Origin of the sequence: Arsukibacterium sp. MJ3 (assembly GCF_000987765.1) — a bacterium.
In the GTDB taxonomy this organism is placed as follows: Bacteria; Pseudomonadota; Gammaproteobacteria; order Enterobacterales; family Alteromonadaceae; genus Alishewanella.
This window is the reverse complement of sequence record NZ_LAHP01000001.1, coordinates 214886-231837: the sequence shown is the minus strand read 5'-3', so window position 1 is coordinate 231837 and position 16952 is coordinate 214886. Positions and strand designations below refer to the sequence as shown.

The window sequence follows — 16952 nt, the reverse complement described above, 5'->3', positions numbered from 1 at the left end:
TGGTGTCTACTTTATCGTTAGATTTTAGTGATGACATCCGGCCTTTAGCCGCCAGGTTAAGGCCGGTAACACTGGACCATTATGTTGGGCAACAACACCTGATTGGTCCCGGCACGCCGCTTTATAATGCAATATTGGCCGGTAAGGTTTATTCGTTAATTTTATGGGGGCCTCCTGGCACCGGTAAAACAACCCTGGCCGAGTTAATTGCAGGTCATGCTGATGCGAAGTTGCAAAAACTTTCTGCAGTAACCAGCGGTGTTAAAGATATTCGTGAAGCCATTAGTGCTGCTAAGCAGCGCCAGCAGCAAAGCCAGCAACGCACTTTATTGTTTGTTGATGAAGTACATCGTTTTAATAAAGCACAGCAAGATGCGTTTTTACCCTTCATTGAAGATGGCACTATTATTTTTATTGGTGCCACTACCGAGAATCCGGCGTTTGCGTTGAATAATGCTATTTTATCCCGGGCGCGGGTTTGTGTATTAAAATCGCTTACCGATACCGACTTACGTCAGGTTATTCAGCGGGCTTTAACTGATGATAAACTTGGCCTTGGCGCCAGACATCTGACGCTACAAGCCGAGGCTGAACCGCTTTTATTACAATTAGCCAATGGCGACGCCCGTAAATTGCTGAATATTTTAGAGCAAGCCGCTGAATTAACACCTGCAGCCAATGTAACGCTTACAAATTCTTTATCACAGCAGTTGATCACTGTTGATATTATTAAGCAAATTGTTCCGCGGCAATTACCGGGTTTTGATAATCACGGCGATATGTTTTACGATCTTATATCGGCTTATCACAAATCAGTAAGAGGCTCCGATCCGGATGCGGCGCTGTACTGGTACTGTCGTATTTTGGCTGGTGGCGGCGATCCACTGTATGTTGCCAGACGTTTGCTGGCCATTGCCAGTGAAGATATTGGTAATGCCGATCCCAGAGCATTAACCTTGGCACTTAATGCCTGGGATACCTTTAGCCGGGTAGGGCCCGCAGAAGGTGAGCGCGCCATAGCACAAGCAACGGTTTATTTGGCGTTGGCACCAAAAAGCAATGCGGTATATCAGGCGTTTAAACAAATGCAGCAAATAGTAGCAGAACAACCGGATTATCCGGTTCCCCTACACCTGCGTAATGCTCCGAGCAAACTGCAGCAGCAGCTCGGTCATGGTGAGGGCTATCGTTATGCTCACAACGAGCCGGGTGCCTTTGCTGCTGGTGAACGTTATTTGCCGCCAGAATTAGCCAATAATCCGCTTTATCAGCCTTCTGATCGCGGTATGGAAAAGCAACTGGCCGAAAAGTTACGTTATTTACGTCAGCTTGATGCCAATAGTAGTCAGCAACGCTACAAAGAATAAGCTTTCTTTTAGTTAAAGCATTTCAATTTTAGTCTGAGCTGGTTACTATTCTGGTCGTTTGTTTTAACCTTGTCTGCCATTTTGGCCTCAGCTGACAGAAGTAACTAAATTATGTTAGATCCAAAATTTTTACGTTCCGAATTAGCCGTTACTAAAGCCCGCCTAGCTAGCCGTGGTTTTGTGCTGGATAGTGATAAATTTAGTGCGCTGGAAGAGCAGCGTCGGGTGTTACAGGTGCAAACCCAGGAATTACAAAACCAGCGTAACAGCAAGTCGAAAGGTATTGGCCAGGCCAAAGCCCGCGGTGAAGATATTGCACCACTATTAAAAGAAGTTGATGGGTTAGGTGCTGAACTGGATGCAGCAAAAGCCCAATTAGACACCGTTTTAGCCAACGTTGCGCAACTTGCATTAACTATTCCCAATTTACCGGATGAGTCGGTGCCGGTTGGTAAAGATGAAACTGAGAATCAACTTGTTCGGCAGAGTGGCGAACCAAGACAATTTGATTTCAAAGTAAAAGATCATGTTGAGCTGGGCGAGGCTTACGCTGAAGGTTTAGATTTTGCGGCAGGTGTAAAAATCTCTGGTACCCGTTTTATTGTGATGAAAGGGCAGATGGCCAGATTACATCGAGCTGTAGCACAGTTTATGCTTGATTTACATTCAGAGGAGCATGGTTACACGGAGTTATATGTGCCTTATCTAGTAAACCATACTAGTTTATATGGTACCGGACAGTTGCCAAAGTTTGGTGCTGATTTATTTCATACCCAGCCAGCTACTGAAGAGGGGCAGGGCTTAGCCTTAATTCCCACGGCTGAGGTTCCGGTTACCAATTTAGTGCGTGATAGTATTGTTGATGCCGCTGAGTTACCTCTGAAATATACGGCTCATACTCCCTGTTTTCGTAGTGAAGCCGGCTCTTATGGCCGTGATACCCGTGGCCTTATTCGTCAGCATCAGTTTGATAAGGTAGAGCTGGTGCAATTAGTTCAGCCAGAACACTCTATGCAGGCATTGGAGCAGCTTACCGGTCATGCTGAAAAAGTGCTGCAGCTTTTAGAGTTACCTTATCGAGTCATGTTGTTGTGTACCGGTGATATGGGCTTTGGTGCCAGCAAAACGTATGATTTAGAAGTCTGGTTGCCGGCACAAAACACCTACCGTGAGATATCTTCTTGCAGTAATATGACCGATTTCCAGACTCGGCGGATGCAAGCCCGCTATAGGGGTGCTGATATGAAAAAACCTGAACTGTTACACAGCTTAAATGGTTCTGCTTTAGCCGTGGGCCGCACGTTGGTAGCCATTTTGGAAAACTATCAGCAAGCGGATGGTAGCGTCGAGATCCCCGCAGTGTTATTGCCTTATATGGCGGGTAAAACCCACTTAAAATAAGTAAATTTCCCCAGCTAACTGGTCTGTTATAACGTTTGGTATAAAGCCTGATTAGTCGTCCGGTTTGCTGTTGTTACAGACAGCGGGCTGGTTTGGGCAGTCCCGCTAAGCGGGTAGCCTGCTTAGCCGGGCCTTGTGGAAACAGCAAAAAAAGATATTTACTATTGCCTTTATCTGGCCCTAACTGCTGCGCCATAGCCTTCACCAGAACTCTGATGGCCGGTGAAGTGCCAAATTCCTGATAAAACTGGCGAACAAACAGGATAACTTCCCAGTGTGCCGCGGTTAACGTAATATGTTCAAGTACTGCAAAGTGTTCAGCAACTGCCGGTTGCCATTGGCTGATATCAGCTAAGTAACCGTGCTTATCCAACGCTAAGGTAACGCCACCAACGTTAATACTCGTTAACGCCATAACAGGACCTGCGAGGCTGTTGCGACTAATTGCACCCAGTTATCATCATCGATAATAGTAATGCCGGCGGTGGCGCTAACATGACGTAAATTTACATCAGAATGCAGTGCAACCACTTTCCTGCAAGGCCAGTTTATATCACTTTGCTGTGCCAGATAAACAGCATCCTGGCGCAATAAAATAATATCGTCAAGCTGACATATTTCAGCCAGTTCGGGCAGTATAATGGCAGGACTTATCAAGGTAATCAGTTTCATATTAAATACAAACTATGTGTTGTTGGCTGGCCAGCAGTTGTTGTAATTGTGCAGCCGATACTGGTTTAGCATCTATTGCCAAATCCGCATGATTTAACTGGCGTTGTGTTAATGCTTGTTGGCAAACATACACCTGTTCAATGTCATACAAGCCAAATAGTTTAAAGCCACGTTGATAGCGTTTAAGCTGAAAATTAACGGTTTCATTTACCGTAAGCAATTGATATACCGCATCACCACTAAATATGACGCTTAAGCGGTGCTCTACCGCGGCTAACGCCAGTAGCAAATCAAGCGTTTCACGTCCACCACTGCTATTAAAAGGACTTTGTCGTTGTATTACTGTTATATGCTGCATCAGAATTGCACCAATTTACTGTTAGCTAAACGCATGGCAAATTCGGCCAAACCTGCTGCAACAAAACCGCTGTTAACCTGAGTTAATCCACGTTTTTCTGCAGCAGTAACACAATACAACAGAGGAATGTTAAATTCTTTGCAATAATCAGCTAGTTTTCGGCCTAAGTTAATTTCATCTGCCGGTAAGTCTATGTGTTCTGCTGCAGCTAATACGGCATCCTGATAAAGAAACACCTGTTCAATCTTGTAACCGTTACGCAATGCGGTTTTAGAAAACTGCAAGGCGCTGGCAAAATCTTGGTTCGCCAAAGGGCTGGTAGTTAACAGTATGCTAAAAGCGGTCAAAATAGCCTCATAAAAAAATACCCCGTACCAGACGGGGTATTCTAACGGAACTTAAGGTATCAGCAAAGTGTTACTCGTCGCCCATAATGCCTAACAGGCTGAGTAAATGCACAAAAATATTGAATATATTCAAGTATAAACCAACGGTAGCGCGGATGTAATTTGTTTCACCACCGTTAATGATTCGACTGGTATCAAACAAAATAAAACCAGACATAATCATAATAATTGCAGCGCTAATTGCTAAACTTAGTGCCGGGATTGCCAAAAAGATGTTCGCAACAATGGCAACCAAAGCTACTATTAACCCTACCATCAAAAAACCACCCATAAATGAGAAGTCTTTGCGGGTTGTTAGTACATAAGCCGATAGAGAAAAGAAAATAACGGCTGTGCCACCTAACGCTTGCATTATTAAGCTTGGCCCATTAGCTAATCCCGCATACGCATTCAGTAACGGGCCTAACGATGCGCCCATCGCTCCGGCAAAACCAAACACCCAGAATAAACCGCTGGCAGAGTCAGCCTTTTTATTCACCACAAACAACATAATAAAACCTGCCACAAAACAGACAATAGAGGCTATTGGTGACAGATTCATGGCCATGGCAATTACCGCAGTTAACGCACTGAACGCCAAGGTAAGGCCAAGTAAAAAGTACGTGTTTCGAAGCACTTTGTTAATTTCAATACCGCGACTAACGGTACCGATGCTACTGGTTTCTCTGTAGGACATATGTTGACTCCTTTAGCTTAATTTTATCGTCATTTGACTGTTATCATACTGACTAAGTTCCCATATCTCTAGTAGTTAGCGGATAAATATCGTGGTTAGTTGAAGTATTTTAACTTTTGCCTTTCTTTTTTCAGTCAAACTGATTAGTATACGCAGCGCTGGAGGGATGGCAGAGCGGTTTAATGCACCGGTCTTGAAAACCGGCGTGGGTTAGTAGCCCACCGAGAGTTCGAATCTCTCTCCCTCCGCCATTTAGTTTTCAACATAAATTAAAACAGTTACGTTGATATATACGCAAACCACCGCAAGGTGGTTTTTGCGTTTTTGGTTAGCTTAAAATGATCATTTTACCGTTACAATGTTCAGAAATGCCGTGTTACTGACTGAATTGTAACCAAACAGGCAAAAGATAACAAAAAGCGCTTTACAAAATGACAGCGAGTTCTTAATATTCGCTCCGTAGCGCGGAGGGATGGCAGAGCGGTTTAATGCACCGGTCTTGAAAACCGGCGTGGGTTAATAGCCCACCGAGAGTTCGAATCTCTCTCCCTCCGCCATTTTGTTCTCCCCATAGATTTAAAATATAATTTTGAGCCAATAAGTAAAATCCTCCACAATTCGTTAAATAATTTCTTAATGTTATTTCCTAACTTTTACCTTTCTGGCACACTTACTTCTTATTAACGCAAGCGTATATAATGTTGGTGTTGAACCCGTTAGCGTAAAAGCGTAGGCTCTACTATGCTAGCTGCATAATAATTCTAATAACCAGTGAAACGGAGAAGCCAAGTTGATTAACGTATTGTTAGTTGATGATCACGAGCTTGTACGCACTGGGATCAGTCGCATACTAATGGATGAGCGCGGTATCAAGGTGATAGGCGAAGCTGGATCCGGTGAGGACGCTCTGCAATTTTGTCGTCAACATGAACCTGATGTGGTGTTGATGGATATGAATATGCCCGGTATGGGAGGCATGACTGCCACCAAGCGTATATTACATTTTTGTCCGGATATTAAAGTGCTGGCATTGTCAGTTTCTTTTGAAGAGCCGGTACCCACAAAAGTAATGCAGTTAGGTGCTGCGGGTTTTATTTCCAAAAACTCAGCGCCAAAAGATATGGTATCGGCAATTCGCAAAGTTTATAGCGGGCTGCGACATATTTCTGATGAAGTTGCCCAGAAAATGGCATTGGCCAAGGTAAATAACCATAATGATAATCCCTTTGATGGACTGTCTGATAGGGAACTACAAATTATGCTGATGATTACCCGCGGACAAAAAGTAACCGACATCGCTGAACAACTCAGTGTTAGTACGAAGACTGTTAATTCTTATCGCTACCGTATGTTTGAAAAATTAGCGATAAGTGGTGATGTTGAATTAACGCATTTAGCGTTACGTCACGGCATGATAGATATTGCTAAGGTGTCATATTGATCTGATGTTTGATGCCAAATCTTTTTTATCCACAGTTCCTGCTCAACCTGGCGTCTATCGCATGTTTAATCAGGCAGAGCAGGTTATCTACGTTGGTAAAGCGAAAGATCTTAAAAAACGGTTAAGTAGTTATTTTCGCCAGCAAGTTGACAGTGTTAAAACCAGAGCGTTGGTAGCACAAATTGCTAGTATTGAGATTATGGCCACGCACAGTGAAACTGAAGCGCTGATCCTCGAAAATAATCTGATCAAGCAGTTTATGCCCAAGTACAATGTGCTGCTGCGAGATGATAAGTCTTATCCATTTATTTTTATTTCTGAGCACAAACATCCGAGGATCAGTTCGCATCGGGGACCACGAAAAAAAACGGGTCAGTACTTTGGTCCTTATCCTAATGCCGGCGCTGTCTGGCAAAGCTTAAAAGTGTTGCAAAAAATCTTTCCGATCCGCCAATGTGAAGATGGTTTTTATCGCGCCAGAACGCGTCCCTGTTTACAATATCAATTAAAACTTTGTTCAGCACCTTGTGTCGGTAAAATATCTGATGCGCAATATACAGAGCAAGTTCAGTTGGCGGCTTTGTTTCTCAGCGGCAAGAATCAATTGGTTGTTGAGCAACTGGTACAAAAAATGAACGTTGCCAGCGAGCAACTTGCTTTTGAAGATGCCGCCCTTTTCCGGGATCAAATTAGTGCCTTGCGAAAAGTTCAGGAACAACAATATGTCAGTGGCGAACACGCTGAACTGGATATTATTGGTTTTGCTCAATCTGGTCAGATTGCCGTGGTGCATGTGCTGTTTGTGCGACAGCAGAAAATACTTGGTTCAAAGTCATACTATCCCAAAGTGCCGGCTAATACCGAGCCTGATGAAGTACTTAGTGCATTTTTGCTACAGTTTTATCTTAACGGTAGTGCCGGCCAGCAAATACCCCCTGAGATTATTTTACCGTTAACGTTGGAAGATGCCGATTCATTGGCCAATGTAATAAGTGCTGCAGCCGGGCGTAAAGTAAAACTTATCCAGGCAAAGCGCGGCGAAAAGTCACAGTACTTAAGTTTGGCACAGAAAAATGCTGAGCTCGCTTGTGATAGCCGTCAGTCTGTCGGGCAAAAAATGCAATTACGCTACTCGGCGCTGCAATTGCTACTTGAGTTACCCAATGCTATTACCCGGATGGAATGTTTTGATATAAGTCATACGATGGGCCAGGCAACGATTGCATCTTGTGTGGTATTTGATGGTGAGGGCCCATTTAAGCAGGAATACCGGCGCTACAATGTTACTGGGATTACCGGGGGGGATGATTATGCAGCAATGCAATTTGCGCTGGATAAACGTTACAGCCGCTTAACCGACGAGACAAAAATACCCGATATCATATTTATTGATGGGGGCTTAGGGCAGCTTAATATTGCCATTAGCCAGTTTGAACATTGGCCACATGAAAAAATGCCGTTATTAGTGGGGGTTGCCAAGGGGGTAAGCCGCAAACCGGGGTTGGAAACGTTAATTATTGCTAAGACAGGTAAATCATTACATTTACCTGGTGATAGTCCGGCCTTACATTTAATTCAGCAAATTCGTGATGAAGCGCATCGTTTTGCGATTACCGGTCATCGCAGTAAACGTGGCAAAAGCATGTTAAAGAGCCCGTTGGAAAATATTGATGGGATAGGAGAAAAACGCCGACAAGCGTTGCTGCAATATTTGGGAGGCTTGCAAGGGGTATTAAAAGCCTCTGTGGCAGAGCTTAGCTCGGTGCCGGGTATTTCCCGTCAGCAAGCAGAAAAGATTTACCAAGCCTGTCATAACAAGTAGCATAGCGACATTGTTTTAGTGAGAATTGTTATATGTGGAATATTCCCAATCTATTAACGCTGTTCAGGTTATTTTTAATTCCGGTATTTATGTTTTGTTTTTATTCAGGCTGGGAAAATTATCGGTTCTGGGCAGCGTTTGTATTTTGTTTAGCAGCAATAACCGATGCGCTTGATGGCTATCTGGCGCGCAAACTGCAGCAATCTACTGCTTTTGGCGCGTTTCTTGATCCGGTTGCCGATAAAGTTATGGTAGCGGTGGCATTGGTGGTATTGGCAATTCATGAGCAGTCACTGTGGTTTAGCATTCCCGCTATTATCATCATAAGTCGCGAAATTGCTATTTCAGCACTTCGGGAGTGGATGGCTGAAATAGGTAAAAGGGCTAACGTTGCGGTCTCTAACATGGGTAAATACAAAACAATAGCGCAGATGATTGCTCTGATCGGGTTAATCTGGCAGCCGCAATTTACGTTGTTAGTGTGGTTTACCCCTGTTGGGTATGCTTTATTATATCTGGCGACTGTCTTAACGATATGGTCAATGTATCAATATGTGACTGCTGCCTGGCAAGATTTGTCTCAGCACTAAGGCTGTAGCAGTTTATTGCAGCAAGTCAGCTAAAATTTAAGCAGTCAGTTGTAAAACTACTAATTTTTCATTGACTGGCTTAATTAAAACAGTAGAATGCGTCACGTGTTAAGGCACATGGCCATAAGCATTGCGAGTATAGCTCAGCTGGTAGAGCGCGACCTTGCCAAGGTCGAGGTCACGAGTTCGAATCTCGTTACTCGCTCCAACTCTTAACAAGAGTAAAGCGTTGCTTGATTGGCGGGTTGGCAGAGTGGCCATGCAGCGGATTGCAAATCCGCCCACCTCGGTTCGACTCCGGGACCCGCCTCCATAACATTATTAGTAGTGTAAACCAGTAACAAAAAGTAGTCTGCCCGGGTGGTGAAATCGGTAGACACAAGGGATTTAAAATCCCTCGATCGAAAGGTCGTGCCGGTTCAAGTCCGGCTCCGGGCACCATTTAACGTTAACAGTTGTTGGCGTATAACCAGATTATCGCGAGTATAGCTCAGCTGGTAGAGCGCGACCTTGCCAAGGTCGAGGTCACGAGTTCGAATCTCGTTACTCGCTCCATATTGTAAAAAGCAGCCTTAGGCTGCTTTTTTGCATTCTGAGACGTAAAAGTGAGGGTTGTTACTGGTTGAGCCGCATTAAAAATCAAAAATGTAGGGACTAATAAACCATACAGCTACGGTAATTACCAGAATAGCCAGTAAATTCAGCACGAATCCGGCGGTTACCATATCGATAATTTTCAATTTACCTGAACCAAATATTATGGCATTGGGTGGTGTAGCGACCGGCATCATAAAGGCACAGCTGGCGGCAATAGCTGCAGGGATGACCAACATCGAGGCTGGTGTATTAAGTGATACGGCAACTGGACCTAACAAAGGCAAAAATGCCGCGGCAGTGGCGGTGTTACTGGTTATTTCGGTTAAGAAGATAATAATAGTCGTCACCAGTACGATGAGTAATAGTAAATTAATAGCACCGAGCGAACCAACCTGTGCAGCAATAAAATCAGCTAATCCTGATTGCTGAATTTGTGCCGCCAACGTTAAGCCACCACCAAACAGAATTAAAATGCCCCATGGCAGTTTACTGCAGTCTTCCCATACCAGTACTCTTTGGCCTGTTTTAACGCTAACCGGTAGGATAAATAACAAACTAGCACAGAAAATCGCGGTTAGTGTATCGTTTAGTGGTAAACCGGTTAGCTTGATAAACCCGCTGCGGCCTACCCACAGGGAAGCCGCCAGTAAAAACACTGCTAATACAATTTTTTCGGCCCGCTGCATTGGTCCCAAAGCGACCAGCTTATCGAGATATAACTGCCGGCTCACTCTTGCTTCATCTTTAGCAAAGCGAAAATGACATTGCGTTAGCCAATACCAGGTCCCTAGTAGCATCACTAGCGCCACTGGCACGCCAAGTAACATCCATTCAGCAAACCCAATCTCCAGTTGATACTGATTACGCAAATATCCGGCCAGCAAGGCATTAGGCGGGGTGCCAATGATGGTTGCAACACCGCCGATACTAGCGGCATATGCGATAGATAACAGCAATGCTTTGGCAAATTTCTCGCTGATATTATCTTGCATACTAATAATCGATAGCGCAATCGGCAGCATCATTACCGCGGTGGCGGTATTGGACATCCACATCGACAAAAAGGCGGTGACCAGCATCATGCCGGCGATTTGCTGGCTGGGTTTGCTGCCAACTAATAGCATGGTTAACAGTGCTATGCGCCGATGCAGATCCCAGCGCTCCATGGCGATAGACAGCATAAAGCCACCTAAAAATAGAAAAATAAGCGGATCGGCATAGGGTGCGGTAACATTGGCGACAGAGTCGAGGCCTAGCAGTGGAACAACGATAATGGGTAATAAAGAAGTGGCTGGAATTGGCACGCTCTCGGTGATCCACCACATGGCCATCCACACGGTGAGACCACTGAGTAACCAGGCCGACTCTGACATACTGCTAAACCAGGGATCATTCATTAATACCAGTAAAAATAACAGCGGGCCGGCCAATAATGGCAGCAGGTAACCAAAATTTCTGCTGCTCATTGCGGGTTATTCCTCATCATGGTGTCGCGCTAAGGTATTATCAACAGTTGCTGTTTTAGCAGAATGTTCGATCAGTTGTTCCATATGAGCCATTTCATACTTATCGAGTAAACGCCATTGTCCCGCTCTTAACTCGGCTAAGCGTACGTGCATAATGCGGATACGCTTTAATTTAACCACCTCATAACCAAGATATTCTGCCATGCGGCGAATTTGCCGGTTTAAGCCCTGAGTAAGAATAATTTTAAAGGTGTTTTTAGAGATTTGGCTAACTTTACAGGGCAGAGTAACGGTGTCAAGGATGGGGACACCGCTACTCATTTTTGCGATAAAATGACTGCTAATGGGTTTATTTACACTGACAGTGTACTCCTTTTCATGAGCATTACCGGCACGTAATACCTTGTTCACTATGTCACCATCATTAGTTAGAAAAATCAAACCTTCTGAGGGTTTATCAAGCCGGCCAATAGGAAAAATACGCTCTGAATAACCAATGGCATCAATAATATTTCCTTTAATATGACGTTCGGTAGTACAGGTAATGCCAACTGGCTTATGATAGGCCAGATAAACCCGCGCAGGCTTTTCTTTTAAAGGTTTACCGTCTACCTGAACCTGATCATTGATAGTGACTTTTAAGCCAACCGTGGCTAGCTGGCCATTAACGGTAACAACACCTTGTTCGATGAACTTATCGGCCTGACGGCGAGAGCAAAACCCGGTGTCACTGATATATTTATTAAGGCGGTACTGAGTAGTAGAGGTCATCAGATTCTTTGGTCAGAGGAATATGGCTATTAGTTTAAGGGCTTGCTGACAAGTCAGCAAGCGTTAGGCCATATCCAGCTAATAAAGCAGTATTTTTTTCACTGCTGTATCAGCTTAAAACATCAAAATCTTTACATATTGGGATAATTAGGACCACCACCACCTTCTGGTGTTACCCAGGTAATATTCTGACTGGGATCTTTAATATCGCAGGTTTTGCAATGAATACAATTTTGGGCATTAATTTGTAATTGAGGCTGCTGCTGGTCATCGGTAATAATTTCATACACACCGGCTGGACAGTAACGTTGAGCTGGCTCATCATATTTAGCCAGGTTTACCTTGACCGGGATAGTGGAGTCCGTCAGTTTTAAATGACATGGTTGCTGTTCTTCATGATTGGTATTGGACAAATACACTGAAGATAGCCGATCAAAGCTTAAAACATTATCGGGTTTGGCATAAACAATTTTGGACGCCTCAGTAGCCAGCTTTAACTGCGCATAGTCTTGATTATTGTCTTTCAGCGTAAAAGGTAGTTTGCCAGCGAACCAGTTTTGTTCAATGGTATTAAATACGCCACCCCAGAAAGTGCCAAATTTGTGCATAGCTGGGCCAAAATTGCGCGAACGATATAATTCATCGTAAAGCCAGCTTTGTTTGATAACACTAAAATACTCGGTTAAATCTTTGCCACCTGCGTCAGTATCGTTAATTGCCGCAAACACCGTTTCAGCTGCCAGCATGCCAGACTTCATTGCAGTGTGATTACCTTTGATTTTGGCGAAATTTAAGGTGCCGGCGTCACAACCTAACAATAAACCACCATTGAAACTCATTTTGGGCAGACTGTTTAAACCACCCTTTGTGATTGCTCTGGCACCGTAACTGACTCGTTTACCGCCAGATAAATACTGTTTAATAACAGGATGTTGTTTGTAACGCTGAAACTCTGCAAACGGGTCTAAGTGTGGATTGGCGTAGTTTAAATCGATAATTAAGCCAACGACCACTTGCTGATCTTCCGCATGATACAGATAGCCACCGCCGGATGCCTGATCTGCTAACGGCCAGCCAGCAGAATGTACTACCAGTCCTTGGTGATGGTTGGTTGCCGGGACATCCCAAATTTCTTTAAAACCTATCGCATAGTGTTGCGGTGAAACCTCTTTATCAAGCTCAAAATGCTTAATAAGTTGCTTACCTAAATGGCCACGGCAGCCCTCAGCAAACAGGGTATATTTGGCGCGTAATTCCATACCGGGTGTAAAACTGTCTTTCGGTTTGCCTTCCCGGTCAAGTCCCATGTCGCCAATAACAATGCCTTTTACTATGTTGTCTTCAAGTAACAGTTCGCTGGCGGCAAAGCCGGGGAATATTTCTACACCCAGAGCCTCAGCCTGCTCAGCTAACCAACGGCATAGGTTGGCGACGGACACGATATAGTTACCACTGTTATGCATAGTGTTAGGTACGGCAAAACCGGGTAATTTGCGACTGGCATCAGCAGCGGTAAATAAATAAAGATCATCATGCGTAACCGGGGTAGACAGCGGCGCGCCTAGCTCTTGCCAGTCGGGCAGTAATTCATTTAATGCTCTGGGTTCAAATACCGCACCAGATAAAATATGGGCGCCCACTTCAGACCCTTTTTCAACTACACAGACGGTGAACGCTTTATTAGCTTGCTGCGCTTGTTGCATTAACCGGATCGCGGCCGATAAGCCCGCTGGTCCGGCACCAACGATTACAACATCGAACTCCATTGCTTCTCTTTCCACGATGGTTACCTCTTGGATGCTTATATTTACAGTATTCACTGCGATTATTATAGGGATAAGGGTATTGCAGGTTGACGTTAACGTCAACAGTAAGTAAATTGAGTAATATTACACATTCGTTTGTTTACCTTAACGCAAACCTGCTGCCAAGCAAGCTATTGCATGCGATTTAAGAGGATTATATGAAGATATTAGTTCCGGTAAAACGGGTTATCGATTACAACGTAAAAGTCCGGGTGAAAGCAGACCAAACGGGTGTCGATTTAGCCAACGTAAAAATGGCACTTAATCCGTTTTGTGAAATTGCGATTGAAGAAGCCGTACGTTTAAAAGAAGCGGGCATAGCAACCGAAGTAATTGCAGTATCAATTGGCGCCAAAGCAGTACAAGAACAACTGCGTACCGCTTTAGCGTTGGGTGCAGACCGGGCTATACATCTAGAAACGGAACTTAATCTGGATTCATTACAAGTTGCCAAATTACTGGCTAAGCTGGTTGAAGAAGAACATCCACAACTGGTTATTCTGGGCAAGCAGGCGATTGATTCAGACAATAACCAGACGGGTCAAATGCTGGCGGCCTTAACTGGCATGGGCCAGGGAACCTTTGCTTCTAAAGTCGTGGTTAATGGTAATAAAGTACAAGTAACCCGTGAAGTGGATGGTGGTTTACAAACAGTAGAGCTTAGCCTGCCTGCGGTAGTGTCTACCGATCTTAGATTGAACGAGCCTCGTTATGCTTCGCTACCTAATATAATGAAAGCTAAGAAAAAGCCATTAGATATTAAAGCTGCCGACAGTTTGGGTGTAATGTTAACGTCTAAGGTCACCACCTTAAAAGTATCTGCGCCACCAACGCGCCAGGCTGGGGTAATAGTTGATTCTGTGGCAGAACTGGTTGAAAAATTAAAGCATGAAGCAAAGGTGATCTGATGACGATTTTAGTAATTGCAGAACATAGCAACGATGCGCTTAAAGGTGATACATATAAGGTGGTTCACGCTGCCAGTGCCATAGGCGGTGACATTCATTTATTAGTTGCCGGAGAGCATTGCGATGGGGCAGCAACGGCTGCGGCAACCATTGCTGGTGTTACTAAAGTGCTGGTAGCAGATGCCAGTGCTTACGGCCACCAATTGGCTGAAAATGTGGCGGCATTAGTAGCAGAAATTGGTAAAGGTTATAGCCATATTTTGGCTGCTGCCACTACTACCGGTAAAAACATGTTACCACGGGTTGCCGCATTATTAGATGTTGCACAGTTGTCAGACATTATTGCGGTTGAAAATGCAGACACTTTTGTGCGGCCGGTTTATGCAGGTAATGCTATAGCTACCGTGCAATCAACCGATGCCATTAAAGTATTAACTGTGCGCAGCTCAGCGTTTGCAGCGGCAGCTGAAGGTAATAGTGCCAGCATTGAAAAAGTAGACGTCGTTAAAGATTTGCAGCTTTCCAGCTTTATTGGAGAAGAACTGACCAAATCGGCCAGGCCAGAATTGACTGCCGCAAAAGTGATTATTTCGGGTGGCCGAGGCATGCAAAATGGTGAAAATTTTGCCTTGTTAAACGGTATAGCGGATAAGCTAAACGCGGCTATTGGCGCGTCTCGTGCGGCTGTTGATGCGGGTTTTGTACCAAATGATATGCAGGTTGGCCAAACTGGTAAAATTGTTGCACCTGATTTATACATTGCAGTGGGTATTTCCGGCGCTATTCAGCACTTAGCCGGCATGAAAGATTCCAAGGTTATTGTGGCTATTAATAAAGATGCCGAAGCGCCTATTTTTCAGGTAGCAGATTATGGTTTAGTTGCAGATTTGTTTACGGTGCTGCCAGAGCTAGAACAGCAGCTCTAATGGGTGCAAGTGTCGTTAAAGCCAGCTTATTGCTGGCTTTTTTCATTTTAGGACTTGTTGAAAGCCAGATTTCCGATTTAAGATAACGCCGTCATTTTGTAAAGGATACCATTATGCCTGTTATGATCCGCCATGCAGAACCAGTTGATATTGATGCCATTAAATCGATATACGATCAACCCACTGTGTACGCCAATACGTTGCAACTACCTTATCAGCCAGTGGCCAGCTGGCAGAAGCTATATAATGCCGGTGCCGGGTTTTATAATTTAGTGGCTGAAATTGAGGGCAAGGTGGTAGGGCAACTTGGTTTGCAAGTTTGTCAGAACCCCAGAAGACGCCACGTAGCCGAGTTAGGCATGGGCGTGTTAGAAGAATATCAAGGCCAGGGTATTGGCTCTGCCTTACTAAGAGCGGCATTGGAAATGGCTGATAACTGGCTTAATATTCGACGGATGGAATTAACGGTTTACAGTAATAATGAGGTGGCCATAGCACTGTATGAGCGGTTTGGCTTTGAAGTAGAGGCAGAACTGGCCGATTTTGCGTTTCAGTACGGCAACTATGTTAGTGCCTTGTGTCTGGCTAGAATTAACAGCGGCATCAAATAAGGCTTGTTAATAAAATAAAAAACGGCAGCCTATTTTGCCGTTTTTTAATGATATACCTTAGTTATTATTGGCATTGTGCTGGCATTGCTTAGTGTCTGTACATTCGCCATACAAATATAAGCTGTGGTATGTTAACTTTATGCCGTTTTTCTCAGCAATTTCCAGTTGTTTTGCTTCAATAATCTCATCTTCAAATTCAATAACCTTGCCGCATTTTAGACAGACTAAATGGTCATGATGGCTGTTACCGGTTAATTCGAATACCGACTTACCACCTTCAAAATGGTGACGGGTTAAGATACCCGCGTCATCAAACTGGTTCAGTACCCGGTAAACGGTAGCCAGGCCGATGTCTTCGCCCAGTTCTAACAGAATTTTATACACGTCTTCTGCGCTGATGTGCTGATGGTTAGGATCCTGTAAAATTTCAAGGATCTTTACCCGGGGTAGGGTAACTTTTAGGCCCGCTTTACGTAGCTCATTATTATGCTCTGACATAAAAACTCTGTTTTCTGGTGAATTTGCATCGATTATAAAGACATTAGCTCAATATTGAAATGGCCGAGGGTTGCTGATTTTGTGGCAATACGCTTGTACTTTCACTGTGGCGAGGTAAAATGGCAATTCTTGACAGGTCATACCAGGTAAAGTTATGCGCTGGGCTTTTAAACCGCAGGTGATGCGAAAACTGCTTAATTTTTGGCCACCCTTTTTTTTCAGCGGCATTCAGGTTGCCGTATTGGCTGAAGACTATCGTTACGCTAGAGTAGAGCTGAAAAACCGGCCCTGGACACGTAATATTAATAATAGTCAGTTTGGCGGTGCGATGTTTGCCATGACCGATCCGATCTATCCACTTTTACTCATGGGGGCGTTGGGCAAGGAATATATTGTCTGGGATAAGCAAGCTGATATTAATTATATTAAACCCGGTGTGGGCAAGTTAACAGCCGAGTTTCTGCTAACTGATGAAGCCATTGATGATATAAAAAAGCATACTGTAACGGGTGAAAAATATTTTCCTCAGTTTCTGGTGCACATCAAAGATCCAAATAACAACGTGGTTGCTGAAGTAAACCGCACCATCTATATTCGAAAAAAGCCGAAATATCGCTGACCTTGGCTGGGGGGTAA

The 16952-nt window shown here is 44.2% G+C and carries 18 protein-coding genes and 6 tRNA genes; 15 read left to right on the top strand and 9 right to left on the bottom strand.

The features are described 5' to 3' along the window. Positions 1-2: 2 nt before the first annotated feature. Together VT06_RS01015 and serS are read left to right on the top strand one after the other, a co-directional pair. A complete protein-coding gene (locus VT06_RS01015) occupies positions 3-1367 on the top strand; it encodes a replication-associated recombination protein A (protein WP_046552386.1) in 1365 nt (454 codons plus the stop codon). A 111-nt stretch (positions 1368-1478) separates the two neighbouring features. Then, positions 1479-2768 (top strand): serine--tRNA ligase, encoded by a 1290-nt coding sequence (gene serS, locus VT06_RS01010; protein WP_046552385.1) that lies wholly within the window; start codon positions 1479-1481, stop codon positions 2766-2768. Between the two features lie 73 nt (positions 2769-2841). Here serS and VT06_RS01005 read toward each other — a convergent pair whose 3' ends face one another. The 5 genes from VT06_RS01005 to VT06_RS00985 all read right to left on the bottom strand — a co-directional run bounded on the left by VT06_RS01005 (position 2842) and on the right by VT06_RS00985 (position 4881). Beyond that, entirely contained in the window at positions 2842-3183 is a 342-nt protein-coding gene (locus tag VT06_RS01005; RefSeq protein WP_046552384.1) for a TusE/DsrC/DsvC family sulfur relay protein, read from the bottom strand. Further along, the gene (locus tag VT06_RS01000) at positions 3174-3440 is read right to left on the bottom strand and encodes a DsrH/TusB family sulfur metabolism protein (protein WP_046552383.1); all 267 of its coding nucleotides are present in this window, start codon (positions 3438-3440) and stop codon (positions 3174-3176) included. The genes VT06_RS01005 and VT06_RS01000 overlap by 10 nt, the downstream gene beginning before the upstream one ends. Before the next feature lies 1 nt (position 3441). Further along, a complete protein-coding gene (gene tusC, locus VT06_RS00995) occupies positions 3442-3798 on the bottom strand; it encodes a sulfurtransferase complex subunit TusC (RefSeq protein ID WP_046552382.1) in 357 nt (118 codons plus the stop codon). After that, complete coding sequence (locus VT06_RS00990) at positions 3798-4145, bottom strand: DsrE/DsrF/TusD sulfur relay family protein (protein WP_082122409.1); 348 nt, start codon at positions 4143-4145, stop codon at positions 3798-3800. Before VT06_RS00990 ends, tusC begins: the two co-directional genes overlap by 1 nt. A 70-nt stretch (positions 4146-4215) precedes the next feature. Beyond that, on the bottom strand, positions 4216-4881 hold the full coding sequence (locus VT06_RS00985) for a Bax inhibitor-1/YccA family protein (RefSeq protein WP_046552381.1): 666 nt from the start codon (positions 4879-4881) through the stop codon (positions 4216-4218). 160 nt (positions 4882-5041) lie between these two features. Between VT06_RS00985 and VT06_RS00980 the strand changes: the two genes are divergently transcribed. From VT06_RS00980 to VT06_RS00940, 9 genes are all read left to right on the top strand, one after another. Continuing rightward, a tRNA-Ser gene (locus VT06_RS00980) sits at positions 5042-5132 on the top strand. Positions 5133-5347: 215 nt separating this feature from the next. Next, a tRNA-Ser gene (locus VT06_RS00975) sits at positions 5348-5438 on the top strand. Positions 5439-5671: 233 nt separating this feature from the next. Beyond that, positions 5672-6322 carry a UvrY/SirA/GacA family response regulator transcription factor gene (uvrY, locus tag VT06_RS00970; RefSeq protein WP_046552380.1) on the top strand — a complete coding sequence of 217 codons (651 nt, stop codon included), beginning with the start codon at positions 5672-5674 and terminating at the stop codon, positions 6320-6322. A gap of 4 nt (positions 6323-6326) precedes the next feature. Next, complete coding sequence (gene uvrC / locus VT06_RS00965; RefSeq protein ID WP_046552379.1) at positions 6327-8144, top strand: excinuclease ABC subunit UvrC; 1818 nt, start codon at positions 6327-6329, stop codon at positions 8142-8144. Between the two features lie 32 nt (positions 8145-8176). Further along, on the top strand, positions 8177-8734 hold the full coding sequence (pgsA, locus tag VT06_RS00960; RefSeq protein ID WP_046552378.1) for a CDP-diacylglycerol--glycerol-3-phosphate 3-phosphatidyltransferase: 558 nt from the start codon (positions 8177-8179) through the stop codon (positions 8732-8734). A gap of 132 nt (positions 8735-8866) precedes the next feature. After that, positions 8867-8942: transfer RNA gene (locus tag VT06_RS00955), tRNA-Gly, on the top strand. A 31-nt stretch (positions 8943-8973) separates the two neighbouring features. Beyond that, positions 8974-9047, top strand: a tRNA-Cys gene (locus tag VT06_RS00950). Between the two features lie 41 nt (positions 9048-9088). After that, positions 9089-9175 (top strand) — tRNA-Leu (locus VT06_RS00945). A 38-nt stretch (positions 9176-9213) separates the two neighbouring features. Further along, positions 9214-9289, top strand: a tRNA-Gly gene (locus tag VT06_RS00940). Positions 9290-9366: 77 nt separating this feature from the next. Here VT06_RS00940 and VT06_RS00935 read toward each other — a convergent pair. From VT06_RS00935 to VT06_RS00925, 3 genes are all read right to left on the bottom strand, one after another. Then, positions 9367-10797 (bottom strand): DASS family sodium-coupled anion symporter, encoded by a 1431-nt coding sequence (locus VT06_RS00935; protein ID WP_046552377.1) that lies wholly within the window; start codon positions 10795-10797, stop codon positions 9367-9369. Positions 10798-10803: 6 nt separating this feature from the next. Beyond that, entirely contained in the window at positions 10804-11568 is a 765-nt protein-coding gene (gene rluF / locus VT06_RS00930) for a 23S rRNA pseudouridine(2604) synthase RluF (protein WP_046552376.1), read from the bottom strand. A 131-nt stretch (positions 11569-11699) separates the two neighbouring features. Then, positions 11700-13334 (bottom strand): electron transfer flavoprotein-ubiquinone oxidoreductase, encoded by a 1635-nt coding sequence (locus VT06_RS00925; RefSeq protein WP_200897873.1) that lies wholly within the window; start codon positions 13332-13334, stop codon positions 11700-11702. Between the two features lie 197 nt (positions 13335-13531). Here VT06_RS00925 and VT06_RS00920 point away from each other — a divergent pair, with 197 nt between their 5' ends. The 3 genes from VT06_RS00920 (at position 13532) to VT06_RS00910 (ending at position 15818) form a co-directional block, all read left to right on the top strand. Further along, positions 13532-14281, top strand: coding sequence for an electron transfer flavoprotein subunit beta/FixA family protein (locus VT06_RS00920; protein ID WP_046552374.1), 750 nt, complete (start codon positions 13532-13534; stop codon positions 14279-14281). After that, positions 14281-15207 (top strand): electron transfer flavoprotein subunit alpha/FixB family protein, encoded by a 927-nt coding sequence (locus tag VT06_RS00915; RefSeq protein WP_046552373.1) that lies wholly within the window; start codon positions 14281-14283, stop codon positions 15205-15207. Before VT06_RS00920 ends, VT06_RS00915 begins: the two co-directional genes overlap by 1 nt. Positions 15208-15320: 113 nt before the next feature. Continuing rightward, positions 15321-15818 carry a GNAT family N-acetyltransferase gene (locus VT06_RS00910; protein ID WP_046552372.1) on the top strand — a complete coding sequence of 166 codons (498 nt, stop codon included), beginning with the start codon at positions 15321-15323 and terminating at the stop codon, positions 15816-15818. 57 nt (positions 15819-15875) lie between these two features. Here VT06_RS00910 and fur read toward each other — a convergent pair whose 3' ends face one another. Next, positions 15876-16316, bottom strand: coding sequence for a ferric iron uptake transcriptional regulator (gene fur / locus VT06_RS00905; protein WP_046552371.1), 441 nt, complete (start codon positions 16314-16316; stop codon positions 15876-15878). 154 nt (positions 16317-16470) lie between these two features. Between fur and VT06_RS00900 the strand changes: the two genes are divergently transcribed. Continuing rightward, a complete protein-coding gene (locus tag VT06_RS00900) occupies positions 16471-16935 on the top strand; it encodes a DUF4442 domain-containing protein (RefSeq protein ID WP_046552370.1) in 465 nt (154 codons plus the stop codon). Positions 16936-16952 lie beyond the last annotated feature (17 nt).